This is a genomic window from Halorubrum marinum (genome assembly GCF_048381195.1).
Lineage (GTDB): Archaea > Halobacteriota > Halobacteria > Halobacteriales > Haloferacaceae > Halorubrum.
The window spans coordinates 74,874-98,940 of sequence record NZ_JBLWMM010000001.1; the positions used below are offsets into that span (position 1 = coordinate 74,874).

At 66.6% G+C, this 24,067-nt stretch carries 20 protein-coding genes and 3 tRNA genes; 6 read left to right on the forward strand and 17 right to left on the reverse strand.

What is annotated here, in order from left to right; all coding sequences use genetic code 11:
- The first annotated feature begins 81 nt into the window (after positions 1 to 81).
- Entirely contained in the window at positions 82 to 2,067 is a 1,986-nt protein-coding gene (locus ACNSN4_RS00385) for an aconitate hydratase (RefSeq protein WP_418283790.1), read from the forward strand.
- A gap of 133 nt (positions 2,068 to 2,200) precedes the next feature.
- Here the strand turns inward: ACNSN4_RS00385 and ACNSN4_RS00390 are convergent, their stop codons facing one another.
- The 9 genes from ACNSN4_RS00390 to ACNSN4_RS00430 form a co-directional block, all read right to left on the reverse strand.
- Positions 2,201 to 2,851: a 30S ribosomal protein S7 gene (locus tag ACNSN4_RS00390; RefSeq protein ID WP_418283791.1), complete on the reverse strand. Its 651-nt coding sequence runs from the start codon at positions 2,849 to 2,851 to the stop codon at positions 2,201 to 2,203.
- On the reverse strand, positions 2,848 to 3,276 hold the full coding sequence (locus ACNSN4_RS00395) for a 30S ribosomal protein S12 (RefSeq protein ID WP_004048726.1): 429 nt from the start codon (positions 3,274 to 3,276) through the stop codon (positions 2,848 to 2,850). The genes ACNSN4_RS00390 and ACNSN4_RS00395 overlap by 4 nt, the downstream gene beginning before the upstream one ends.
- Before the next feature lie 237 nt (positions 3,277 to 3,513).
- Entirely contained in the window at positions 3,514 to 4,332 is an 819-nt protein-coding gene (locus ACNSN4_RS00400) for a hypothetical protein (protein WP_418283792.1), read from the reverse strand.
- 114 nt (positions 4,333 to 4,446) lie between these two features.
- The gene (locus tag ACNSN4_RS00405; RefSeq protein WP_418283793.1) at positions 4,447 to 4,866 is read right to left on the reverse strand and encodes a NusA-like transcription termination signal-binding factor; all 420 of its coding nucleotides are present in this window, start codon (positions 4,864 to 4,866) and stop codon (positions 4,447 to 4,449) included.
- The gene (gene rpoA2 / locus ACNSN4_RS00410; RefSeq protein ID WP_418283794.1) at positions 4,866 to 6,080 is read right to left on the reverse strand and encodes a DNA-directed RNA polymerase subunit A''; all 1,215 of its coding nucleotides are present in this window, start codon (positions 6,078 to 6,080) and stop codon (positions 4,866 to 4,868) included. Before rpoA2 ends, ACNSN4_RS00405 begins: the two co-directional genes overlap by 1 nt.
- Positions 6,073 to 9,000 (reverse strand): DNA-directed RNA polymerase subunit A', encoded by a 2,928-nt coding sequence (locus ACNSN4_RS00415; protein WP_418283795.1) that lies wholly within the window; start codon positions 8,998 to 9,000, stop codon positions 6,073 to 6,075. Before ACNSN4_RS00415 ends, rpoA2 begins: the two co-directional genes overlap by 8 nt.
- Positions 9,001 to 9,006: 6 nt before the next feature.
- Complete coding sequence (rpoB, locus tag ACNSN4_RS00420; RefSeq protein ID WP_418283796.1) at positions 9,007 to 10,836, reverse strand: DNA-directed RNA polymerase subunit B; 1,830 nt, start codon at positions 10,834 to 10,836, stop codon at positions 9,007 to 9,009.
- Between the two features lies 1 nt (position 10,837).
- On the reverse strand, positions 10,838 to 12,403 hold the full coding sequence (locus ACNSN4_RS00425) for a DNA-directed RNA polymerase subunit B'' (protein WP_008002121.1): 1,566 nt from the start codon (positions 12,401 to 12,403) through the stop codon (positions 10,838 to 10,840).
- Positions 12,400 to 12,627, reverse strand: a complete 228-nt coding sequence (locus ACNSN4_RS00430; RefSeq protein ID WP_418283797.1) for a DNA-directed RNA polymerase subunit H — start codon at positions 12,625 to 12,627, stop codon at positions 12,400 to 12,402. Before ACNSN4_RS00430 ends, ACNSN4_RS00425 begins: the two co-directional genes overlap by 4 nt.
- Before the next feature lie 262 nt (positions 12,628 to 12,889).
- On the opposite strand from ACNSN4_RS00430, the gene ACNSN4_RS00435 reads away from it, so the two are divergent.
- Both ACNSN4_RS00435 and ACNSN4_RS00440 read left to right on the forward strand, forming a co-directional pair.
- Positions 12,890 to 12,962, forward strand: a tRNA-Asp gene (locus ACNSN4_RS00435).
- Between the two features lie 30 nt (positions 12,963 to 12,992).
- Positions 12,993 to 13,065 (forward strand) — tRNA-Asp (locus ACNSN4_RS00440).
- A gap of 162 nt (positions 13,066 to 13,227) precedes the next feature.
- On the opposite strand, the gene ACNSN4_RS00445 is transcribed toward ACNSN4_RS00440, so the two are convergent.
- The 4 genes from ACNSN4_RS00445 to ACNSN4_RS00460 form a co-directional block, all read right to left on the reverse strand.
- On the reverse strand, positions 13,228 to 14,232 hold the full coding sequence (locus ACNSN4_RS00445; protein WP_418283798.1) for a histone deacetylase family protein: 1,005 nt from the start codon (positions 14,230 to 14,232) through the stop codon (positions 13,228 to 13,230).
- Positions 14,233 to 14,664: a histone gene (locus ACNSN4_RS00450; RefSeq protein ID WP_418283799.1), complete on the reverse strand. Its 432-nt coding sequence runs from the start codon at positions 14,662 to 14,664 to the stop codon at positions 14,233 to 14,235. It lies immediately after the preceding gene.
- Positions 14,665 to 14,831: 167 nt separating this feature from the next.
- Complete coding sequence (locus ACNSN4_RS00455) at positions 14,832 to 16,343, reverse strand: single-stranded DNA binding protein (protein WP_418283800.1); 1,512 nt, start codon at positions 16,341 to 16,343, stop codon at positions 14,832 to 14,834.
- Between the two features lie 272 nt (positions 16,344 to 16,615).
- Positions 16,616 to 17,128 carry a hypothetical protein gene (locus tag ACNSN4_RS00460; protein ID WP_418283801.1) on the reverse strand — a complete coding sequence of 171 codons (513 nt, stop codon included), beginning with the start codon at positions 17,126 to 17,128 and terminating at the stop codon, positions 16,616 to 16,618.
- A 184-nt stretch (positions 17,129 to 17,312) separates the two neighbouring features.
- On the opposite strand from ACNSN4_RS00460, the gene ACNSN4_RS00465 reads away from it, so the two are divergent.
- The 3 genes from ACNSN4_RS00465 to ACNSN4_RS00475 all read left to right on the forward strand — a co-directional run bounded on the left by ACNSN4_RS00465 (position 17,313) and on the right by ACNSN4_RS00475 (position 19,110).
- Positions 17,313 to 17,385 (forward strand) — tRNA-Arg (locus tag ACNSN4_RS00465).
- Between the two features lie 597 nt (positions 17,386 to 17,982).
- Positions 17,983 to 18,183, forward strand: coding sequence for a hypothetical protein (locus ACNSN4_RS00470; protein WP_418283802.1), 201 nt, complete (start codon positions 17,983 to 17,985; stop codon positions 18,181 to 18,183).
- Positions 18,184 to 18,303: 120 nt separating this feature from the next.
- Positions 18,304 to 19,110 (forward strand): DUF309 domain-containing protein, encoded by an 807-nt coding sequence (locus tag ACNSN4_RS00475; protein ID WP_418283803.1) that lies wholly within the window; start codon positions 18,304 to 18,306, stop codon positions 19,108 to 19,110.
- Between the two features lie 22 nt (positions 19,111 to 19,132).
- On the opposite strand, the gene azf is transcribed toward ACNSN4_RS00475, so the two are convergent.
- From azf to ACNSN4_RS00495, 4 genes are all read right to left on the reverse strand, one after another.
- Positions 19,133 to 20,020 carry an NAD-dependent glucose-6-phosphate dehydrogenase Azf gene (gene azf, locus ACNSN4_RS00480; protein WP_418283804.1) on the reverse strand — a complete coding sequence of 296 codons (888 nt, stop codon included), beginning with the start codon at positions 20,018 to 20,020 and terminating at the stop codon, positions 19,133 to 19,135.
- Positions 20,021 to 20,143: 123 nt separating this feature from the next.
- Positions 20,144 to 20,494: a cell division protein SepF gene (locus tag ACNSN4_RS00485; RefSeq protein WP_418283805.1), complete on the reverse strand. Its 351-nt coding sequence runs from the start codon at positions 20,492 to 20,494 to the stop codon at positions 20,144 to 20,146.
- Between the two features lie 73 nt (positions 20,495 to 20,567).
- Complete coding sequence (gene mutS / locus ACNSN4_RS00490; protein ID WP_418283806.1) at positions 20,568 to 23,339, reverse strand: DNA mismatch repair protein MutS; 2,772 nt, start codon at positions 23,337 to 23,339, stop codon at positions 20,568 to 20,570.
- 135 nt (positions 23,340 to 23,474) lie between these two features.
- Complete coding sequence (locus ACNSN4_RS00495; protein ID WP_418283807.1) at positions 23,475 to 24,029, reverse strand: DUF7344 domain-containing protein; 555 nt, start codon at positions 24,027 to 24,029, stop codon at positions 23,475 to 23,477.
- Positions 24,030 to 24,067 lie beyond the last annotated feature (38 nt).

The following is a 24,067-nucleotide window of genomic DNA, read 5'->3' on the forward strand; positions in this document are numbered from 1 at the left end:
CCGATCCGGCGAATCTAACACGGTCGATCTTTCGGAAAACTCGCGGGTTTTATATTCACGGGAGAGCGACCTCCGGATGATATGGGACAAACGATTACGGAGAAGATCCTCGATGACCATCTCATCGAGGGCGAACTGACGCCCGGCGAGGAGATCGGCATCGAGATCGACCAGGTGCTGACGCAGGACACGACCGGAACGATGGTGTGGCTCCAGTTCGAGGCGCTGGACCTCGACGAGGTCCAGACGGAACTCGCCGCGCAGTACTGCGACCACCAGACGTACCAGTTCGACTTTAAGAACACCGACGACCACCGCTTCCTCCGCTCTGCGGCCGGCACGTACGGCGCGTACTTCTCTCGACCCGGTAACGGTATCTGCCACCAGGTCCACAAGGAGAACTTCGCTGCGCCCGGCAAGACGCTTCTCGGATCCGACTCGCACACGCCGACCCCCGGCGGGCTCGGCCAGCTCGCGATCGGTGCGGGCGGACTCGACATTTCCGTCGCGATGGGCGGCGGCCCCTACTACGTCGAGATGCCGGAAGTCGTCAACGTCCACCTCGAAGGCGAGCTTCCCGAGTGGGCGACCGCGAAGGACGTCGCGCTCCACCTGCTCGGCGAGCTGACGGTCAAGGGCGGCGTCGGTAAGATCTTCGAGTACACCGGCCCCGGCGCCGAGAACCTCTCGATCCCCGAGCGGACCACGATCACGAACCTCGGTACCGAGCTCGGCGCCACTTCCTCGATCTTCGCGACCGACGAGAAGACGAAGGACTGGCTCGCGCGCCAGGACCGCGAAGAGGAGTTCGTCGACCTCCAGCCCGACGACGACGCGGAGTACGCGGAGACCATCGAGGTCGACCTCAGCGAGCTCGAGCCGCTCGTGGCCGCACCGTCGATGCCCGACAACGTCGCCCCCGTCAGCGAGTACGCGGGCACCGACGTCGAGCAGGTCATCGTCGGCTCCTGTACGAACGGCGCCTACGAGGACATCCTCCCCAGCGCGAAGATGCTGGAGGGTCGCGAGATCGCCAAGCAGACCGAGATGATCGTCGCGCCCGGCTCCAAGCAGGCCTCCGAGATGCTGGCCCGTGAGGGCTGGACCGCGGAGATGATGGCGGCAGGCGTCAACTTCTCCGAGGCGACGTGTGGCGCGTGTATCGGTATCGGTCACGTGCCCGCCTCCGATTCCGTCTCGCTGCGCACCTTCAACCGCAACTTCGAGGGCCGATCCGGTATCGAAGACGACTCCGTCTTCCTCTGCTCGCCCGAGGTCGCCACCGCGGCGGCCATCACCGGCAAGATCATCGACCCGCGTGACCTCGCCGACGACCTCGGCGACCTCGAGGCGCCCGGTCTCGAAATGGGAACCAAGTACGGTCCCGGGATGGGACGGGACGACGCCGACATCATCTCGCCCGACGAGGCGATCGACGACGGCCTCGTCAAGGGCCCGAACATCGGCGACGTGCCGCTCAAAGACGGCATCGACGCCGACATCGGCGGTGAAGCGCTCCTCAAGATGGAGGACAACATCACCACCGACCACATCATCCCGGCGACGGCGGACATCCTGAAGTTCCGCTCGAACATCGAGAAGCTCTCCGAGTTCACGCTCTCGCGCGTCGACGACACGTTCGCGCAGCGCTCGCTCGACGCCGACGGCGGCGTCCTCGTGGCCGGCGAGAACTACGGCCAGGGCTCCTCGCGTGAACACGCGGCCCTCTGTCCGATGTACCTCGGCATCGAGGCCGTCTTCGCGCAGAGCTTCGCCCGCATCCACAAGGCGAACCTGTTCAACTTCGGTATCGTCCCCCTCACCATCGACGTGGGGACGTACGAGAAGATCGACCAGGGCGACGACATCCATATCGTCGACGACGTGCCCGCCGGTGTCCGCTCCGGTCAGGAGGAGTTCACCGTCAGCGTCAACGGCGACTGGGAGTTCACGGCCGAACTCGACGCCTCCGAGCGCGAACGCGAGATCCTCGCGTCCGGCGGCAAGCTCTCGTGGGTCAAACAGCAGCACGACGGTGGCTCCGACGCGGCGCCCGCCGACGACTGAGCCCGCTGCTACCCTGTTTTCTTCGTATTTCGCTACGCGTAGTGTCAACCCGACAGTATCTTGTGCGTTTTCGATTCGCCCAGCGCTATCGCTCGTCGCAGTAAAAAGACGAGAGAAAAACGGTTCGGCGGCGTTAGCGGGCCGCGGCGGCGACGCGCTCGCGCTCTTCCTTCTGTGAGATGGAGTAGGCGCTCGCGTCGTAGTCGGCCGCGGCGATGAGCTCGTTCGCGAGCGCTTCGGCCGCGGAGGTGGTCGACTTGTACGTCGCGCTGGCGACGCCGCTGGAGATGAACAACAACGCCTGATCGACGCGGCGCTGCGGCGCGACGTCGACGGCCTTCGGAACGGAGATCCCGCCGTACTTCAGACGGACGGTCTCCTCCCGGGGCGCGGCGTTCTCGACGGCGGTGACGAGGATCTGTACCGGGTTCTCCTCGGTCCGCTCGTGGATGATGTCGAAGGCGTCGCGGACGATCCGCGTCGCCTGCTGTTTCTTGCCCGTGTTCTCCTCGGTCTGCATCAGGCGGTTAATCAGCCGCTCGACCAGGGAGATCTCGCTCTTTTTGAACTGCTTCGACGCGTGACGACCCATCGTGTGGGCGATGGGGGTCACCGTCATGTAGCGCTTCGTCGACGGGTCGTCGTAGGCGATCTCGGTGACGTCCCAGACGCCGAACAGCTGCGCGTTCTCGTCGGCGGCCTCGCTGGACGCGGGCGCGTCCGGCTCCGGCTCGTCGGCGGCGACCTCCTCGTCGGGCTCCGCCTCGGCTTCTTCCCCGCTCATCTGACGGGCTTCTCCGCGTTTCCGCGAACCAGTTCGATCATCGAGACGCCGTTGACCTTCTCGACTTTGTAGTTGACGCCGGAGAGGTCGCCCATCGCGCGACCCTTGGCTCCGCCGATCCCGGCGATGGTGACCTCGTCGTGCTCGTCGATGAACGAGATAGCGCCGTCACCGGGACAGAACGCGGTGACCTGCTTCCCGTTCTTGATGAGCTGCACGCGGACACACTTTCGAATCGCCGAATTCGGCTGCTTTGCCTCGATCCCGACCTTCTCCAGGACGATCCCGCGAGCCTGCGGGGCGCCTTCGAGGGGGTCGGACTTCTTCTTGAGCCCGCGCTCTCGCCGAGCGTACTCGGAGTCGGACCAGCGGCGTTTCTGCCGGTCCTGTTTGAGCTTACGGGCCGCGTATTTGCCGTTCGCCATCGTACACCCACTTCCAAGCGAAGCTACTTAAGCGTCGTCTTTCGATGCGACGAAACGCCCTCAGATCGCCCGAGCGGTACCTCTCGTCCGTTCTGAGGGTGTTTCTTCTGACACGCAGATCGTAAAGGACGGGCGCTCGTCCCCGCTGAGCCGGTAAGCGCACGCGAGCGCCCGTCGTTCTCGGTCCGAGTCATTCCCGGCTCGGGTCTCGAATCCGCCCGCCCGCCACCGCGACGCTCAGTCGCCCTCAGCGCCTGTCGCCTCCCGCGCGTCCGCCAGCCACTCGGGCTCCGAAATCTCCGCGCCGGGGTCTCGGTAGTCGATTCCGATGTCGACGGTGACGACCTGACCGTCGTGGTCCCCCTCCCAGGACTGGGTGAGTCGCGGGACGATCCCCGATTCGAACACGTGCGCCGTCGCCGACGCGGTCTCGATCGTCGACGGAATGGTTCGATCGCCGTCGAACGCGTCGGAGACGAACCGCGCGGTCGGCTCGCCGCGCACCGAGCCTTCGCCGTCGCTCGTCGGGTTCCACAGGTTCAGTCCCTCGTACTCCGTCTCGCCCGCGGCGGTCTCTCCCTCGACGCGGATCCCGGTCACGACCTCGGATCGCATCGTCTCCGCGAGCTGGTCGCCGGTCAGGTTGATCGGCTGGCGGTCGTACTGCACCCTGTCGCCGATCCGCTGTCGGAACAGCGCCTCGTCGTCGGCGATGAACAGCTCCGAGACCTCCGGCTCCCCGTCGTCGGGGATCTCCTGGCGGACGTACTGTCGCTCGTTCTCCAGATCGTACCCGGATTCGTACTCCTGTGACGGGAGCCACGGGTTCGGCTGCTCCTCGCCGTCGTGGTCCGTCTCGGCGGTCGAAAAGAGCGTGACTCCGCCGGCATCGACGAGCGCCTCCGTGTGGCGTTCGGCGAGGACGGTTAGATCCAGCCCGTCGCCGTCGCGCCAGTCGGCGTCGTCGAACGGCCGATCGGATCCCGCGCCGGCACAGCCGGCGATTCCGACCGCGACGGCCGTGCCCGTGCCGGTGAGGAAGCGTCTCCGGTCCATACCCCGTGAAATTTCTCCGGCACAAAAAGACCGCTGGTCGGCGGGGACCGCTCGGTGCGATCGCCGAGCGAGCCCGTTGCCGCTGAACGGACCCGTCGTCGCCCTCACCGCCGCCTAGGTCAGCTGAATGTCGTCGATATCGTGATGTCGCTTCGCCAGCCGTCGGGCCGTTTCGATGTTTTCGCCGTCGGCTCCGATGGCGACGCCGCGGTCGGGCTCCGGCACCTCGACGTACGCGACGCGGTCGTTCTGCTCCGAGATAGTCACGGCGTTGACCGGCGCGGGTGCGAGCGCGCTCGCGACGAACGCTTCGGGCGTATCGGCGTCTTCGACGAGATCGACGGACTTGGCGAGCCGTCGCTCCGCCTCCTCGACCGTCTCCCCGGCCTGTCCGATCGCGGCGGCCATCTCGCCGGCCGGCACGAGAAACACGAGCCGATCGCTCTCCACGAGGCAGTCCTTCGGTGCGACCCCGGTCAGCTCGTCGAAGCGACCGATGTAGCGCCGCGCCTCGTCGGAGAGCTCGACGTACATCAGTCGTCGCTCACGACGCGCGACCCCATCCGGAGGTCGACGTCGCCGGTTCCCAGCGAGATCGGTTTGCCGGCGATGACGTTCTCGATGACGCCGTCGAGCTCGTCGTACTCGCCGTGGATCGCCGCGTCGAGCAGGTGATTCACGGTCACCTCGAACGCCGCGCGGGCGAGCACGGAGTCTTTCGAGCCCGAGATACCGTGCCGACCGATCGAGTCGATCTCGCCGTTGTTCGTCATGATGTCCGCGACGAGCATGAGGTGCCGGACGTTCACGTCGTCGAGCCCCTGCTCTTCGAGCGTGTTCTTCGTCTCGTCGATGATCGTCTCGCGGGCCGCCTCGACGCCCAGGTTGCGGTAGATCTCGTGGATGTTGTTACACGTGGTCCGCGAGGCGTCGACGCCCTCGATGTCGAGTGCGTCGCCGAACGCCGACCCCTCCGTGTAGAGGACGAACTCCTCGTCGCCGTCGATCTCCTCTTTTCGGATGACGACGCGTTCGATCTCTTCGATCCCCTTGAACACGATTTCGCGCAGGCGCTCGACGAGCTGGAGCAGCTCGCGGTAGCTCGGCTCGTTCGGGCCGAACTCGATGACGCTGCCCGACTGTCGAGCGTCGACGCCGAGCGAGTCCTCGATGGTCTCGGCGATGATCGCGGCGATCTCGGACGGGTCCGAGTGGGTCGGCCACCGTTCGAGGAGGGTGTCGTCGTTCAGGTCGATGCGGACGAGCATGTCCGCCACGTTCGTCGACACGTCGCCGAGCGCGAGGATGCGCGTCGCCTCGATGGACCAGACGACCTCGTGGGCCTTCTCGCGGTCCGTCGCGTACTCGCCGTCGAGGTGGACGGTCATCATCGGCGTGTCCGGCGTCTTCCGGGCGTCCACCAGCTCGATGAGCCGCGGGAGCCCCTGGGTGACGTCGATCTCCGCAACACCCGCGTAGTGGAAGGTGTTCATCGTCATCTGCGTCCCGGGCTCACCGATCGACTGTGCAGAGACGGTTCCGACCGGATCGAGGGGGTCGACACGCGTCTCGATGTACCGGTTCTCGACGCCGGTCGCGATGTCCGTCGCCTGTTCGATCGTGAGCTCGCCGGTCTCCGCTGCCCTGCGATCGATCGCCTCGTACACTTCGCTCTTGAGCCGCGACGGGAGTTCGGTCGCCTCGACGACGGCTTCCATGTCGTCGGTGACGTGGTCGTACTCAGTCATCGGACTCCACCCCCGTACCCGCGGCCTTGTTGAGGCCCGGTCCGGCGTGCTCCGAGAGGTTGGTCGGCGGCGCGCGCTCGCCGAGGAACCGCTCTCTCTCCTCGTCGGAGTCGAACTCCGAGTCGACGACGCGGTCGACGATGTCGTCGACATCGATACCGTCGCCTTCGCCCGAGGACACCTTCACCGGCGAGGTGCCGTCCTCGCCGAACTCGAACTGGACGATTCGGCCCGAGGTGTCCCGGACCGAGCCGTCGTACTGCGCTTCCAGCTCGGAGAGCGCGTTGATGAGGCGACGCTGGAGGTACCCGGACTTCGAGGTCCGGACCGCCGTGTCGACCAGCCCCTCGCGCCCGCCCATCGCGTGGAAGAAGAACTCCTCGGGCGTGAGCCCGCCGCGGTAGGAGTTCTCCACGAAGCCGTGCGCCTCCGCGGACAGGTCGTTCTGCTTGTAGTGCGAGAGCGTCCGGTCCTCGTAGCCGCGGTTGATCCGCTCGCCGCGAACCGCCTGCTGACCGACGGAGCCGGCCATCTGCGTGAGGTTCAGCATCGAACCACGCGCGCCGGAGCGGGCCATCACGACCGCCGGGTTGTCGTCGCCGAAGTGCTGATCGGCGATCTCACCGGCCGAGTCACGGGCCTTCCCGAGGGTCTGCATGATCTTCATCTCCAGCGTCTCGTCGACACCGCGGCCCGGGAGGGACTCCAGCTCGCCCGCCTCGTACGTTGAGATTAGCTCCTGGACGCGTTCGTACGCGCTCTGGATAGCGTCGTCGACCTGCTCTTCGGCCTCCGGCGGGATCGACTCGTCGTCGATCCCGATCGAGAACCCGAAGTGCATGATCGCGCGCATCGCCAGCGACGCGATCTCGTTGATGAATACGCGCGAGCGCGTCTCGCCGTACTCCTTGGTGAGGGTGTCGACGACCTCGCCGCCGAACGCGCCGACGGCGTCCTCGTCGATCGTCCCCTCGACGAGCTGGCCGTTCTCGATGATGACGTCGTCGCCGGTCGACGACGTGAAGTGCAGCGAGAGATCGTCCGGGAGCAGCTCCGAGAACAGCGTCCGGCCGGTCCAGTACTCGCGGCCCTCCTCGTCGACGCCGTCGGCCTCGGGCAACTCGTCGACGCGGGTCGCCCGGAGCAGGTCGAGCGCCTGCGTCTCGGTGAACTCCGGATTCGAGTGCGTGAGCAGGTACGTCCCGGAGATGTGGTCCTGGATCGCGCCGATGATGTTCCCGCCGAAGCGGGGGCTCAGAATCTGCTCTTGGACGCGCATGAGGACGCGAGCCTCCGCGCGGGCCTCCTCGTTCTGGAGCGCGTGCATGTTCATCTCGTCGCCGTCGAAGTCGGCGTTGTACGGCGGACAGACGACGGTGTTGAGCCGGAACGTCTTGTACGGCATCACCACGACCTCGTGAGCCATGATGGACATCCGGTGGAGCGAGGGCTGCCGGTTGAAGATCACGATATCTCCGTCGACGAGGTGTCGGTTGACCTCCCAGTCGGGATCGACCTTCTCGGCGAGCTCCTCGCAGTTCTTCTCGGTCACCTTCAGACGGCGTCCGTCCGGTCGGCGGACGTAGTTGGCGCCGGGGTGCGCTTCCGGTCCGTTTCGGACGTACTGACGCGCCTCGTCGACGTTGCGCTCGGTGACGTTGAGCGTCTGGGTCATCTCCATGGCGACCCGGTCGGGGACGCCGACCTCGTTCAGGGAGAGGGTCGGGTCGGGCGAGATGACGGTCCGGGCAGAGAAGTTGACGCGCTTCCCGGACAGCGATCCGCGGAAGCGGCCCTCCTTCCCTTTCAGCCGCTGGCTGAGGGTCTTGAGGGGACGGCCGGAGCGGTGTCGCGCCGGCGGCGTTCCCGATATCTCGTTGTCGACGAACGTCGTGACGTGGTACTGTAACAGCTCCCACAGGTCCTCGATGATCAGCTGCGGGGCGCCCGCCTCGCGGTTCTCCATGAACCGCTGGTTGATGCGGATGATGTCGACCAGCTTGTGCGTGAGGTCGTCCTCCGAGCGCTGGCCGTTATCGAGCGTGATCGACGGTCGCGTGGTCACCGGCGGCACCGGGAGGACGGTCAGAATCATCCACTCCGGTCGGGAGTCCTCCGAGTCGATGCCGAGGACTTCGAGGTCTTCGTTCGGGATGTCCTCGAACCAGTCGCGGATGTCCGAGGGCATCAGCTTGTTCATGTCCTCTTCGGTGAGGTCGATGTCGAGCGCCTTCTCGATAGCGCGGCGGTCCTCCTTCCGCGGGCGGAACTCCCCGGCCATGATCTCGTTGATCCGATCGAGAGCGATATCCGTCTTCTCGGCGAGTTCCTGCGGGGAGGTTCCCGGGTCGTCCTCTTCCTCGTCCGGCTGCATCGCGGCCGCGATGCGTTCGGAGTACTCGCCGGAGAGCACGTCCTGTACCTCGTAGTACGTGGTCGGCTTCTCGTGTTTGATGTCCGCCTGCGGCTCGCCGCAGAACGGACACGTCGACGCCTTCCGCGCCTGCCGAACGGCGGCCTTCAGGACGTCGTGCTGGTCGTCGCCGAGCTCCTCGGCGCGCTCGTAGCGCTCGCGGAACTCGTCGCGCTGCGCCTCGTCCAAGGCGAGCTTCCCGCACTCGCGGCACGTCGAACGGAGCAGCCGCCGGATGAGCTTCGTGAAGCCAACGTGGATGACGGGCGCGGCGAGTTCGATGTGGCCGAAGTGGCCGTTACAGGAGCCGGAGTGAGAACCGCACGTCCGACACTCCAAGCCGGGGTCGATGACGCCGAGCCGCGGGTCCATCAGCCCCATGTCGATCGGGTAGCCGTCGTCGTCGTACGTGTCCGCCGTAATCACCTTCGTCGCCGACATGTCCCGGTACGTCTCCGGGTCCATGAGGCCGAAGTCGATGCCGCCGAGCACTTTCGGTGTTTGCATTGACATTTAAATTGCGTCCTCCAGTTCGAGCTTCGGTCGGATGCCGAGGGCGATCATTTCATCGAGCAACAGCTTGAACGCGTAGCTCACTTCGAGCTCGTGGATGTCGTCTTCGTCGCCCGTGACCGGGTCGTACACGCGGCGCTGTTCGCGGTCCTCGACGGCGACGAGCCCCGTCTCCGCGGAGACGTGGACCGTCTCGGCGTCAGAGGACTCCAAGAGCCGCTCGTTGAGCACCATCGACGCGCCGTGGCCGATGATCGTGTCGCGCTCCATCTCCCCGACTCGCAGGCCTCCCTCGCGGGCGCGCCCCTCGGTCGGCTGGCGCGTGAGCACCTGCACCGGACCGCGCGAGCGGGCGTGGAGCTTGTTCGACACCATGTGGTACAGCTTGTGGTAGAAGATGGTCCCGACGAAGATCTCCGCGTCGACCTTCTCGCCGGTGACGCCCGAGTACATGACCTCCTTGCCGGAGGACTTGAAGCCGTGGTCCTCTAGGCCGCCGCGGAGTTCCTCCTCGTCTTCGCCTTGGAACGGCGTTCCGTCGACGCGCGAGCCGCGAAGCGAGCCGACCTTCCCACCGAGCATCTCCAGTACGTGGCCCACCGTCATCCGCGACGGCAGCGCGTGAGGATTCATCACGAGGTCGGGGACGACCCCCTCCTCCGTGAAGGGCATGTCCTCCTGCGGTGCGAGGTGGCCGACGACTCCCTTCTGGCCGTGTCGGGACGCGAACTTGTCGCCCAGTTCGGGAACGCGCTGGTCGCGCACCTTCACCTTCGACAGCTTCGATCCGTCTTCGCCCTCCATCAGCGTCACCGTGTCGACGACGCCGTCCTCGCCCGAGCGCATCGTCACGCTCGTCTCGCGGCGCTTCTGCGGAGAGAGCCCGCCCATGTCGTCGGGCTCCTCTAAGAAGCGCGGCGGGCTCGTCTTGCCGAGCAGGACCGAGGACTCGTCGACCTTCGTTTCCGGATTAACGAGGCCGTCCTCGTCGAGGTGCGTGTACGCGTCCTCACCGCGCGCGCCGCGCACGTCCTGGTCGGGAATCTCGAAGCGGTCCTCCTGGCCGCCGGGGTACCGACGCTCCTCGCCCTCGTAGGTCCGGAAGAAGTGCGAGCGCATCAGCGCGCGGTCGACGGAGCCCTGGTTCATCACCAGCGCGTCCTCGATGTTGAACCCCTCGTAGCTCATCACGGCGACGACGAAGTTCTGCGCCGCGGGGCGCTTGTCGAAGCTGATCTGGTCCGAGGTCTGCGTCTTCACCATCGCCAGCTGCGGGTAGTGCAGCAGGTGCTGACGCGTGTCCGGACGGATCCGGTAGTTGGCGGAGGGGAGTCCGAGCGACTGCTTCATCATCCCCGCGCCCATGGTAATCCGTGGACTGGCGTTGTGCTCGGGGTACGGGATCATCCCCGCGCCGATACCGAACACCAGCTGCGGGTCGATCTCGAGGTGCGTGTGGTCGTCGGTCACGTCCTCTTCGTCGACGGCGACGAGGATGTCCTCCTCCTCCTCGGCGTCGATGAACTCGACGTAGCCGCGCTCGACGAGGTCCTCGAACTCGACGTCGCCGCGCTCGACCGCCTCGACCTCCTCGTCACCGAGGAGCGGCGTGCCGTTCTCGACGACGATGAGCGGTCGCCGGGCGCGTCCCGCGTCCGCGTTGACGATCACCTCTCGCGTTCGGTCCTTGACCGAGACGTTCACCATCTCCGAGACGTCGCCGCGTCGGCGCGCCTCGCGAATCTGTTCGGCGAGAGCCTCGGGGTCCGGATGGGTCCCGACGAGGCTCCCGTTGACGTACACTTTCGCTTCGCGTTCTGCCTGAGCCATATTAGTCGTCCGCCGTCTGTCGTTCGACGCCCTCGATGCCGGGGATCCCCTCGACACCCATCGACGCCAGTTCTCGTTTCAGCCCCTGTTCGTCGTCGACCGTCTGTGAGAGCTCCATCGCCTGCGCGAAGTTCTTCACGAGCCCGCAGTTCGGTCCCTCCGGCGTCTCGGAGGGACAGATGCGACCCCACTGGGTCGCGTGGAGGTCCCGCGCCTCGAAGTGCGGCTGCGACCGCGACAGCGGCGAGCGCAGACGGCGCAGGTGCGAAAGGACGCCCATGTAGTCCGTCCGGTCGACGAGCTGGGAGACGCCGGACCGCCCGCCGACCCAGTTGCCCGTCGCGATCGGATGTTCGAGCCGCTCGGTCAGCACGTCAGAGCGAACGACCGTGTTGACGGTGAGCTGCCGGTTACGCATGTTCGCGCGTTCCAGCTGGTACTTCACGTCGCGGGCCAGCTTGTTCAGCGCGGTCCGGAACAGGTCGCGCATCAGGTCGCCGGAGACCTTCAGGCGCTTGTTCGCGTAGTGGTCCTTGTCGTCGGCCTCGCGGCGGTTCAAGGCGAGTTCGAAACACGCCTCGGCCATCCGGCAGAGGTAGTACGCCTTGTTGATCCGCACGTCCTCCTCGTCGACGCCCTCCTCGTGGAGATGCGGCAGGAGGTACCGGTCGATAACGTAGTTCGCCCGCTTGAGCTGGTAGTTCTTCCCCTGACCGGAGGCGACGCGCTCCCCGAGGGTCTCGATGGCCTCCTCGGTGGTCTGCACCGACGCCTCCTCCAGATTCTCCAGCATGAACTTCACGATCTCCGGGTCGTCGGAGACCCGGTGGACGATCTCCTCGTCGGATTCGAGGCCGAGCGCACGGACGAGGGTCACGAAGTCGATCGAGCCCGAAACGGACGGGAACGACACTTCGAGCAGCCCTTCGCGGTTGCGCTCACAGAGCACCAGCGCGCGGTACCCGCGCCGCTGGGAGAACGTCTTCGCGACCTGAATCTCGTCGCCGTACTTCGAGTCGTACTCGGCGAGGATCTTGTTCGGTGCGAGGTCCTCCGAGGTCATCAGCACGCGCTCGGAGCCGTTGACGATGAAGTAGCCGCCGGGGTCGACCGGGTCTTCGCCGATGTCGATGAGCTCCTCGTCGGAGAAGCCGGCCATGTTGCACTTGTTCGAGCCGACCATGATCGGCATCCGGCCGACCTTCGTCTCGGTCGTGTCGACGACCTGTTCGGGCTCGTCCTCGCCCCCGCGGACGATGGACATCTCCATGAACACGGGCGCGGAGTAGGTGATGTTTCGGAGCCGGGCCTCTTGCGGGTACAGCAGCTCCTCGGATCCGTCCGCCTCGCGAACGCGCGGAGTGACCATCCGCACGTCGCCGAGCTCGACGTAGACGGGCTCTTGGCCCTCCTTGTCGCCGATGTCGGTCTCGATCGTCTCCTTCTCGTCGACGACTTCCTGCATGCCGCGGTCGAGGAAGTTGTTGAACGAGCGGAAGTGATGTTCAGCGAGCCGTTCGTCGGAGAAATACTCGCGTGAGACCACGCGTCGGTCTTGCCTGTTCATGAGACGACTAATCGGTACACGACCGCCTCGTCGGTCGTGCGGGAGTTTCGAACGATCTTCACCACGTCGCCGACCTCGGCCTCGTCGGGGAGCGCGGGATCCGTGCGTTTGATCTTCGGCAGGTTCGTCCGCTTCACGTCGTACTCTACCAGAACCTCGTCGATCTCTTCGGGATCGAGCAGGACGTGGTTCGGGACGAGTTCGTGTTGGCTTACGTCTACCATGGGTGGTGGTTGTTGAGAGAAGCTATCACGAGATACTACAGATCGCTACATGCGCCAACGGCATAAGACTTGCCAACTGACGCCGCTGCGCACGGCTCATGGCGACGGGGGCGTGCGATACCTCGATCCATGCGGGTCGTACACAAAAGAGTACCGCCGATCGCCTCCCCGATGTGACTCCTTCGACCCTGTCACGCACCCCCACCGTCGGCGGCGATGACAAGCCTTATTTGCCAGACAGGGGTACGAATGAGTGCGACAAGCCCGGATGGTGTAGTGGCCCATCATACGACCCTGTCACGGTCGTGACGCGGGTTCAAATCCCGCTCCGGGCGTCCCCACAGTTCGGGGCGCTGTCGCTGTTTGCCCGGATGGTGTAGTGGCCCATCATACGACCCTGTCACGGTCGTGACGCGGGTTCAAATCCCGCTCCGGGCGTCTTCTGTCGCCGCCGATTACGAGTGAGGAGCGAAGCGACGAACGAGTCCGGCGGCGATGAACCGTTCCATAGGGATTCGAATCGGGGAGTGGAGCGAGCAGTCTCCTCTCCGAGAGTTCACCGAGAGTCAGTTCCGAGAGCGGCCCACCGGTACTTCCGGCTTATAAATCGAGCAGCGACCGCAGTTCATCGACGCGACTCTCGGTCTTAGCGTCCGGCTCACCGTCGTCCGCCACGGGCGTCCGTCCGTCGTACGTCTCGTGGACCATCGAAACCCCCTCGGCCAGCGTGTCGAGCCCGTATCCCCCTTCGAGCACGTAGGCATCGGCCGCACCGGCTTCGTCGGCGGCCGTCCGGATCTGGTCGGTCATCAGCGCGTATCCCTCCGAGGAGACGCGCATCCGCGAGATCGGATCGTGGCGATGGGCGTCGAAACCGGCGGAGACGATCACGAGGTCGGGATCGAACCGCGTCAGTGCCGGCGCGATCGCCTCGTCGATGGCGTAGCAGTAGTCGGCGTCGCCGGCGCCGGCCGCGAGCGGAAGGTTCACCGTCGCGTTTTCGCCCTCTCCGTTCCCGGTCTCATCGATGTCGCCGGTGTCCGGATAGAGCCCGTCCTCGTGGATCGACGCGTAGAGGACGTCGCCGCGGTCGTAGAAGATGTCCTGCGTGCCGTTCCCGTGGTGGACGTCCCAGTCGAAGATCGCGACGCGGTCGGCCGTCCCGTCGTCGAGGACGGTCTGCGCTGCGACGGCGGCGTTGTTGAAGAAGCAGAACCCCATCGCGTCGTCCCTAACGGCGTGATGCCCCGGGGGTCGCCCGATAGAAAACGGCGTGTCTCGCCCGTTCGAACCGTTGAGCGCCGTTCGAGCCGCCCACTGTGCGAGGCCAGCTGCGCTGAGGGCTGCGTCCCAGGTCCCCTCGCTGGCGACCGTGTCGGGGTCCCAACTGCCGCCGCCGTCGTCGACGAACGCCTCCAATTCGTCGACGTACGCCTCGTCGTGAACCGCCGCGACCTCGTCTTTGGTCGCCGGGTCAGCATCGGTGTACTCGACGCTGTGTCGCTTCGCGAGTCCGCGGCGGATCGCGCGCAGGCGGTCCGGGTTCTCGGGATGTCGTTCCCCCGTGTCATGTGCGAGACACCGCTCGCTGTAGCCGAATCGCATCTACTCGAACAGCGCGAAGTACGTCTCGATATCCTCGGCCTGTACGGTTCGCCGGTCGGCGTGACGCGCGAGCGTCGCGGCCGCGCTCGCGACGTTGTCCGCGTAGTCTTCGAGAATGTCGGCCAACGCAATCCGGGCGTCGACGCCGACCCGATACCGGTCGTCGATTCGCAACCGCGCGATTCGGTCGATGGGAGCGACGGGGAGCGTGAGCTCCCCTCGGCTGATGACCTGCTCGACGCCGAAGTCGGACGCCATCAGCGTTTTCCGCCCGTCTTCGGTCGCTTGTTCGGCGGCGTCGATCGCCAGCTCCGCGCCGTGTGCTTGGATCCGGCGAGCCAACTCTTCGGCGGCGTCCGCACTCACGCGGAGTTCACCGGCGTTCCGCCGGATGATCCCGTCGACCGGCGCGAACGGCAACTCGACACTCATACACACAGTCGCGTCCGTGTACCGTATAACGCTTTCCGTTACCGGCGTTTCTGCGCCCGAGGGGCGTCGTCGTCGTCACTCTGTCCGTCCCGCTACCGTTCCGACGTATCTCCTCGTTCCCGTCCTTCACCGACCGACGGATGCGACACCGACCCGCAATCGACGCCTCAGAACACGTCGTCGGCGTCGATCGTCCCGTTTCGTTCCGCTCCCCGCACCGTTACCTCTTCGCCGAGACGTAGGTTCGCATCTGTCTCGACGCTTTTCGTTTTCTGTCCGTCGTCGAGGACAACCGGATCGCCGGTCTGGACGACCGTCCCGGTGAACTCGACGTCCGCCGCCGCGTCGCGTTCGGCGGTCGCGGCCGTCGCACCACCGCTCTCGGCCGCCTCGGCGGTTCCGCTCGCGTCGGCGTTCCCGGCCGTTCCCGCGGAGACGGCCTCGGTGGCGGCCTTGGCTCCGTCGTCGGCGAACGCGCCGAGTCCAGTGTCGCTTCCGCCGGCGTCGCTTCCGCTGGAACCCCGTCCGCCGACCTCACCTCCGGTCGAGCCGTCGACGCTCGGCCCGCCCGCTTCCTTGTCGAGGACGGACACGGTCGAGCGCCAGTTCGCGGAGGCCTCCAGATCGTCCTGCCAGCCGTCCTGAATCTCCACGTCGGTGAACACCACGTGGTCGGCCAGATCGATCTCCGTGTCGGCTTTGTCGCCCCACAGCGCGACGCGGATCTCGCCCGTCTCGTCTTTGATACGGACGTTCCGGACCTGTCCCTCGCTGCCGTCGTCGCGGTCGAAGGTCCGTGTCGGATCCGTCTCGATGACGCCGCCGCCGATGTCGACCGTCTGATCGATCTCCAGGTCGGCGATGTCGGTCGTCTCCGGAACGTACTCGACGTCCTCGTCGACGCGCTCGACGGTGCCGCGGTCGCCGACGTGGAGTTCGAGGTCGCCGTCTCGCTCGCGGACGTACCCGTCGCCGACTTCGACGACTTCGCCGGCCTCGAACTCGTCTGCGAGGTCGGCTTTGTCGTCCCACAGGGTAACCCGTACGCGGCCCGTCCCGTCGCCGACGGTGAGATTCGCGACTCGTCCCTCGCTGCCGTCGTCGCGGTCGAACGTGCGGACGGCGTCCGTGTCGAGCACCTGGCCGATCAGATCGACGTCGGAGGCGCCGAGCGAGAGGTCCTCGACTCGGTAGGTGTCGAGCACCTGCACGTCGACCTCGGCGTCTTCGTCAAGCTCGACCTTATCGGCGCTCACTTCGAGTCCGCTGTAGCCCTCTTTCGGCCGTCCCATGATGCGGAGCACCTGCCCGACCTGCAGCTGTTCCTCGGTCGCGGTCGCCATCTCGTCCCAGAGCGCGACGCGGACGGACCCCGACGCGTCCGCGACGTCAATATTGCAGACACGTCCCTCATTGGCGTCCTCGTCGTCACGCTCGAACGTGCGGATCTCGCCGATGGACGTGACCTTTCCGAGGAACTTCACGTCGTTCATCCCCGGCTCGATGTCGGCGATCGTCTCGGCCTCCTCGTCGCGAAGCTCGTGAGCGATGAGCATCGCCGCGGTCTCGTCGTCCGCGAGCCCGCCCATCTGCTCGACTTTGTCCTCGACGGCCGCCTCGAACTCCTCGAACTCGACGTCCGTGTCGAGGTCCTCGTAGACGTCCTCTATCACTCCCATACGCGTACCTCCCCCGTTGTCGACTCCGCGCATAAGCGTTGTCCTTGACCCGGTTTCGCGGCCGAAACCGGCGGCTCCTCACGTCGGTTCCGCGGCGGGATCGTCGCGGAGCGAAACATCGTCATACTCGTGTCTGGGGCCCTTCGATACAAAAGGTGTGCAGTTCGGATCGGGTGAGGAGTGTGCAGTTCGGATCGGGTGTGGAGCGTTGTCGACCCCCGCGCGATCTCCCGTCCGCTCTTTCGCGCGTCGCTTCCGGTCTTCGTGCGTCGCTACTCGCTGCTCCCGCCGACCGGCTCCGCGCTCGCCGCCGTCTCCACTCCGTGTGCGTCGTCGTGGACCACCGTCACGGACTGCGGCACGCCGTCCCCGAACGTCGCGTCCAGTTCGTAGCCGACCTCGGTCAGCGCCTGCGTGCACAGCTGTTCGGGCTCCGCGTCATCGACGGCCGCGACGACGACGCGGAACGTTCCGTCCTCGGTCGTCGCGTCCGACACGGCGACGCCGTGACAGCCCGTCTCGCCGACGAGCGTTCCGGCTACGTGTACCTCGTTCGGGGTGAACTCGACTGCGGTCTCGTCGACGCTCGCGGCGTCGACCGAGACGATGTCGGTCGAGCGGAGGTCCGGATCGGCGGTGGGGTCCACGTCGCTTTGTTTGCCCGCGCCGTTTCGCCCGCCTGCACCGGCGTCGTCGCCGTCGGACCCCTCTGAGGATCCGCCGACGCCGGTGCAGCCGGCCGCGATGGTCGCTGCGGTCGTGGCGAGGAGGGCCCGTCTGTACATGCCATTTCCGACGACTGCTGAGGATATAAGTAGCTGCTATCGACTGCGCACCGTGCTTTCTCAGCGCACGAGGTATCTCTTTTCGGCGTCGCTCCTCGTTTCGATTTGTGAAGGCATGAGACCCCTCGCCACGCGGGGCGTGGACCGTAACCGTCTTATGTTCCACCGGGGTACGATGAGTTGAGTCCTGGTAGGGTAGTGGACTATCCTCTTGGCTTGCGGAGCCAGGGACCGGAGTTCAAATCTCCGTCAGGACGTTTTCGGACACACCAACCGGCGAGCACCGCGAGGCGGCCGAAGGCCGTCGTCACCGTCGAACGTATTACTGAGAGAAATTGATTCGCGTCCACTAATCACGCCATTGGTTCCCACAGTCGGGATACAATTATTTCGGTCGCCTCGTTACGTGAGAGCACGCCTGGTCGGCGCTCCGACTGGGCGCAGACCCATGACCACCCGCGTTCCCACCCCGACGATCGCTCTTTGGAAGCGCGTCGGATCCGGGGAGGGCGGGACGGTCGTCGCTCGCTTCGACACCGTCGCCGCGTAATCCACCGCGGGAGCGGACAACGTCCGTCTTCCGAGGCGATCGCCGCCTTCTCTTCCCGTTTTCCGACGCAGTGATCTGGACGGTATCGCGCCGACTTCCGGCGTGAAATCAACGTTCGGTCACGTCCATCGTCGTCATCGACACCCGGCCGCCGCGCGGTCCAGCGACCGCGGTGCTCTCGATGTGCTCCCCGTCTGACGAATCGGCTTCGACCACGGCGCGAGTCCGTCGTGCCACCTCCCTCACGACACCCCACAACCCCCGAAATACCCCGAAACAATCCGCAACACCCTACGACACTACTATGCAACGACCCCTCTCACCCGAACAACGCGAAGCGTATCGAGGTCTCAACGGTGGCCCCGTCCCGGCTCCCCGTCGACAGTCCCCACGAGCGATCGTCGCCGTCGCGGCGCTCCACGCGTTGCTCGTCGCCGCTGCGTTCCCCGTCGCGGCTGCGGTCGCGCTGGCGGTCGTCGTGTTCGTCGGTGCGGCTCTCCGCTGATCCCGACCGACGAGTCGGCCGTCAGTTTCGGCGTCGGCTCGCGCGCCAGCTCCCGCTATCTCGGTCGCGATTCCCCGCTCCGGCCTCACTCCTTTTGTATCCTCGCCGCCGACGACGGGTATGGACGACGGGGAGGACGGTCTCGGCGATCGGACCGACGTACGCGATACTCACACCCGCGACCCCGACGCACCGAGCGTCGCGTCCGCACTCCTCGCGGGAGCGGCTCTGTACAACGAAGGCCACGTGCTCGCCGCTCACGACCCGTGGGAGGCCGCGTGGCTCCCGCTCGACTCCGGGACTGATCGATCGATCGACGAACCCCTCAACGAACCTTTCGACGAACCCCTCGACGAATCCCTCGACGAATCCCTCGGCGACGCCGAGGCGACCGACGAGCGACTCCTCCACGGACTCATCGCGTTCGTCGCCGCGACGCATCACGCCCGGTCGCGGAACTGGACCGGCGCGACCGGCTGCGCGGAGAACGCGGTCGAGCACCTCGCTGGCCTCACCGACCGACCTCGCGGCGTCGACCTCGCTCCGGTCCGCGCTTGGTGTCGACGACTCGCCGCCGACCCGGAGACGGTCGAGCGCGCGAGTCCGCCGTCACTTCGAATCGGGGACGCAGTGCCCGGATTCGACGCCCTCGACCTGCGGGCCGTGTCGCTCGCAGCGCCCGCCCTCGCGGAGGCTGTTGACGGGGAGGCTGTCGACGTGGGGGCTGTCGACGTGAGAACGGCACCGGTGTTCGAGCGCGCTGTGGCCCTCGCCCGCGAGGAGCGAGGGACCGGTAAGACGACCTTCACGGAGTTGCTGTTCGCGTTCTGTCGCGAACCCGAGACGCGTCCGCAGGTCGCCGCGCGGCTGGCGGATCACGTGGAACTGGCCGACAGAAAGCGTCGCGACGTCGCCGACCTCTTTTGATCCGCCCGTAGTGGGCGAGACCTCACCCGCCGTTCGTCGGTGAGTCGGTCTCTGCGGGGAAGTTCGGCTTGGCGGGTTCGTCTTTCTCCGCGCCTGCGTCGGCGTCGCTATCAGCACCGGTCGACCCGCCGTCCTTTGGCACGCCTTCAAAAGTGTAGTCGGCGGAGTTGTCGATCGGGTCGTATCCGAGCACCTCGCGGGCGCGCTCGATAGAATAGTACCGACGGTCGTTGTTGGAGATACCGTAGACGATTTCGTAGCCGTACTCCGCCTGCAGACACCGGTCGAACAGGTGGGCACAGTCGCGGTGTGAGAGCCACATCGCCTGCCCGCGCTCGTACTCGCGCGGCGGATGTCCCTTGGTGAGGTTCCCGATGCGGACGCAGACGACGCTCATGTCATGCTCGTCGTGGTAGAGTCGTCCAAGCGCCTCGCCGGTCGCCTTCGAGACGCCGTAGAGGTTCCCCGGCCGCGGGAGCTCCGTCCCGTCGAGACGGTACTCGTCGTCGGTGCGGTACATATCCGGAGTCCGGTCGTCGGTCTCGTACCCGCCGACGGCGTGGTTCGAAGAGGCGAACGCGAACCTCTCGACGCCGGCGTCGACGGCCGCGCGCATCACGACCTGCGTCCCGTCGATGTTGTTTCGGAGCACGGAGTCCCACGGCGCCGTCTTCCGCGGATCCCCTGCGAGATGGATGACGGCGCCGACGCCCTCCATCGCCTCGCGGACCGCGCGCCCGTCGGTGATGTCGGCGACGTACCGGTCGGCGTCGGGAACCCGATCGGGGACCTTCGCCGCTGGCAGCGGCTCTCTATCGAGGAGCCGCCACTCGTAGTCGTCGCCGATGCCGCGGAGGATGGCTTGCCCCACCCGTCCACCGGCGCCTGTCAGCAGGACCGGCTCGTCCATTCAGTCGGACGTGGGCGGGAGACGGGCATATATGCCACGGTTCGCACGCGTACCGGCGGATCGCGGTCTACTCAGTCCTCATACGCCGGAATGGAGCCTATGACCACGGGTCGACCGCCGACCTCAGAGCTTCTCTCGGGAGATGCTGACGCCGGTCGGCGTGAGGACGAGCTGATCGTCCCCCTTCTGGACGATGTCGCCGTCGACTTCCTGAGCGACCTGTCGGAGTTCGTCGATGATGTGTTCGATCGTTCGGTCCGACGTCGAGTGGCGGGTGATGTCCGCGATGACGAAGTCACCGTCGTAGACGGCGTCTTTAATCGGGATCACGTCGCCCTGGTCGCCGATCTCCGCGATGTGTACTTGCATGCCCGTTTCCGCGTGCGCCTCGGCGAAGTCGTCGAGGTTCAACTCGACGTAGTCGTCGACGGAGCGATTGCCGCCGCCGCCGAGGATCTTGCTCATAATACCCATACACACTACACGACGATGTCAGACATTAGTTCTTACGTCAGACGCAGGCTGTCGAGCCACGTTCCCCGCGGTCTCAGTCGCGCCCGCCGAGGCGTTCCTGCCACTTCTGTACCCGCGAGAGCAGTTCGACCGGCGCGGTCGCCGCGATGTCGACATCACTCAGCTCCTCGATCACGGCTGCCGTCTCCGGATCGATTCGGTCGGCCTCCGGTGTCCCGGCGGCACCCTTGGCGTCGGCCGACGCCGACCCCGGGCCCGTCCCGTTTCGGCCCTCCTCGGAGCCGTCGTCTCTCGGCGGCGACGCGGAACGCGACACGGGGCTATCGTCGTCGCCCGCGAACGACCCGGACGAGAGGTCGAAGACGACCTGTTTCGTCCCCTCGCCGCTGCCGGTTCCGGGTCTGGCTCCGCCAGCCTCCCCGCTGTCCCGCGACCCTCTCGCCTCGATCGCCTTCTCCTCGCGGAGCCGATCGAGCACCTCGTCGGCGCGACCGACCACGGGCGTCGGGACGCCGGCGAGGTCGGCGACGTGAACCCCGTACGACCGGTTCGTCGGGCCGTCGCGCACGGTTCGGAGGAACGTGACGTCGCCGTCGCGCTCGTCGACCGCGACGTGGACGTTCGCGACCCGCGGGAGGTGGTCGGCGAGCGTCGTCAGCTCGTGGTAGTGCGTGGCGAAGAGGGTCCGCGCGCGCACTTCATTGTGGAGGTACTCCGTCGCCGCCCACGCGATGGATATCCCGTCGTAGGTGGCGGTGCCGCGGCCGACCTCGTCGAGGATGACGAGCGAGTCGTCTGTCGCCGAGTGGAGGATGTTCGACAGCTCCTGCATCTCGACCATGAACGTCGAGCGGCCCTGCGCGAGCTCGTCGAGCGCGCCCACCCGGGTGTAGATCCCGTCGACGATCCCGATCGCGGCCGCCCGCGCGGGGACGAACGACCCGGCCTGTGCGAGCAGTTGGATCAGCGCCGCCTGCCGCATGTACGTCGACTTCCCGCTCATGTTCGGACCGGTGACGATGAGGAAGCTCCGATCGGCGTCCAATCGGAGGTCGTTCGGCACGAAGTCGGTCGTCTGCTCGACGACCGGGTGCCGCCCCGCGTCGACGTCGAGCCGGCGTTCGTCGGTGAGCGCCGGGCGCACCCAGTCGTTGCCGGCGGCGTGAGTCGCGAGCGAGGCCAGCGAGTCGAGCTCGGCCACTGCGCGTCCGACGGTCTGGAGCAGCTCGGCCTCGCTCGCGACGCGCTCGCGAAGCGCCTCGAACAGCTCGTACTCCAGCTCGCCGCGCGCCTCCTCTATGCGGAGCACCTCGCGTTCGCGCTCCTCCAGCTCCTCGGTGACGAACCGCTTCGAGTTCTTCAGCGTCTTGATCTCTCGGTAGTGCTCGGGAACCTGGTCCGCGACGGACTTGCCGACCTGGACGTAGTAGCCGTCCGTCTTGTTGCGATCGACGGTGACGTGGCTGAGCCCGTACTGGCGCTTCTCGCGCTCCGCGAGCGTGTCGAGCCACTCGACGGCCTCCTCGTGGCGCTCTATCAGCCCGTCGAGCTCGTCGTCGTACCCCGTTCGGAGCAGTCCGCCCTGCGTCTTCGTCTTCGGCGGGTCGTCGGCGAGCGCGTCCGCGAGTTCGTCGCGGAGGGCTAAAATTCGGTCGCGGTCGAGATCGCGAAGGACCGCGGCGACCGGTGAGTCGGCGAGCGAGGTTCCCTCGACGGCGTCGACGAGTGCCGGCACCAGATCGAGGGTGTCCCGCACGGAGAGGAGCTCGCGCGCGCCCGCGCTCCCGCTCGTCGCCCGCGCGGCGAGCCGTTCGAGGTCGTACGCGTCCCCCAGCGTCTCGCGGAGCCTGTCGCGTGCGAGCGCGGCCGACGCCAGCGCCTCGACCGCGTCGAGCCGTCGATCGAGGGCCGCGCGGTCGCAGCGCGGGCGCGTGAGCCACTCCCGGAGGAGCCGTCCCCCGGCGGCGGTGACGGTGTGATCGACCGTCGCGAACAGGGAGCCCTCGGCGTCCCCGCGCATGGTCTCCGTGATCTCCAGGTTCCGCTGCGTGGTCGCGTCGAGCTCGACGTGATCGTCGTCTTCATACGCGTTTAGCCGCGTTATCGACGCCAGCACACCCGTCCCGGTCTCCTCGACGTACCGCAGTACGGCCCCCGCAGCGCGGAGCGCCAGCTCGGAGTCGAGCCCGACGGTGTCGGCGGTCTCCCGACCGAACTGCTCGCGGACCGCGTGCGTCGCCCGGCCGGGGGCGAACGCCTCCCCGTCGAACAGCGACACCGACCCCGACAGCTCCTCGCGGACCGCACCGAGGAGGGCGTCGTCGTTCCGAACGGCAGGCCCCGGAAGCACCTCGGCGGGGTCGAACCGGTACAGCTCCGCCCGGAGATCGCTCGCGTCGTCGACCTCGGTGACGAGGAATCGTCCGGTGGTCACGTCGGCGAGCGCGAGCCCGTACGGCCCGCCTGCCTCGTCGCTCCCGCGGACGACCGCCGCGAGGTACCGCGCGTCGTCGTCGGCGGTTTCGAGGAGGGTGCCCGGCGTGACGACCCGCGTGATTTCACGGGCGTGGCCGTCGTCGGTCTCGTACTGGTCCGCGACGGCGACGCGATACCCGCGCTCCACGAGCGCCTTTACGTACGGCGTCAGCTCCGAGAGCGGCACGCCCGCCATCGGGTACGACGAGCCGTGCGAGGACTTCTGTGAGACGGTCAGATCGAGCTCGTCGGCGACGAGCTCCGCGTCGTCCGCGAAGAACTCGTAGAAGTCGCCGCACTGCATCGCGAGGACGTCCGCGTCGGTCTCCGCTTTGAGATCGAGGAACTCCCCGACGATCCCCGTTGGCATATGTCCGTACTCCCGCCGTCGGCGGGTAAAACCCTACGGGTGTCGGTCGCGGGTTCGCGTCGCACGCTCGGGGGCGTCGCGTCGGCGGCGGCGCGGCGGCGAACGACGCCCGTCACCCGATCCGATTCCACCGCGTCACCCGATCCGATTCCGCCGCGTTACCGTCCGGTGTACCACCGCCGAGACCCCGAACAGGAGGGCGAACAACACCGCGTACGCGTACCCGTTGACGCTCGCGAACGGGACGGTACCGATCCACGCGGCCCCGCCGAGCAGCCCGCAGACGACGGCGAGTCCGATGTAGTACTCGCTCCAGAGGATCTCGTTTTCCGAAACGACCTCGAGGTACACCTCCAGCTGCTTGCTTTCGTCCGTCAACGAGACCAGTCCCCGATCCGATTCGTAGTCGATGAACCCGCTTCCCGCCAACTTCGGCAGGTGCGATTGGTGGAGGGCCGTGTAGACGCGCTTGCGTTGTTTGTACGTGACCTCGTTGATCTCGAGGTCGTTCTCCCACGCGGCCAGCTGCTCGGCGATATCCCGTACCTTCGCGTCGTCACCGCGCTCTTTCAGATAGGTGATCACGTTTCGCCGCCGCTGGTTGCTCAACGCGGTAAACACTTCGTCCCTAGACGGGCCGTCGACATCGCTCGACGCCGTCCCATCGTTGCGAATGAGTTGTGATGTCATAACTGGGTTAGGGGGAGTTACCGTCTTGTTAATCAACG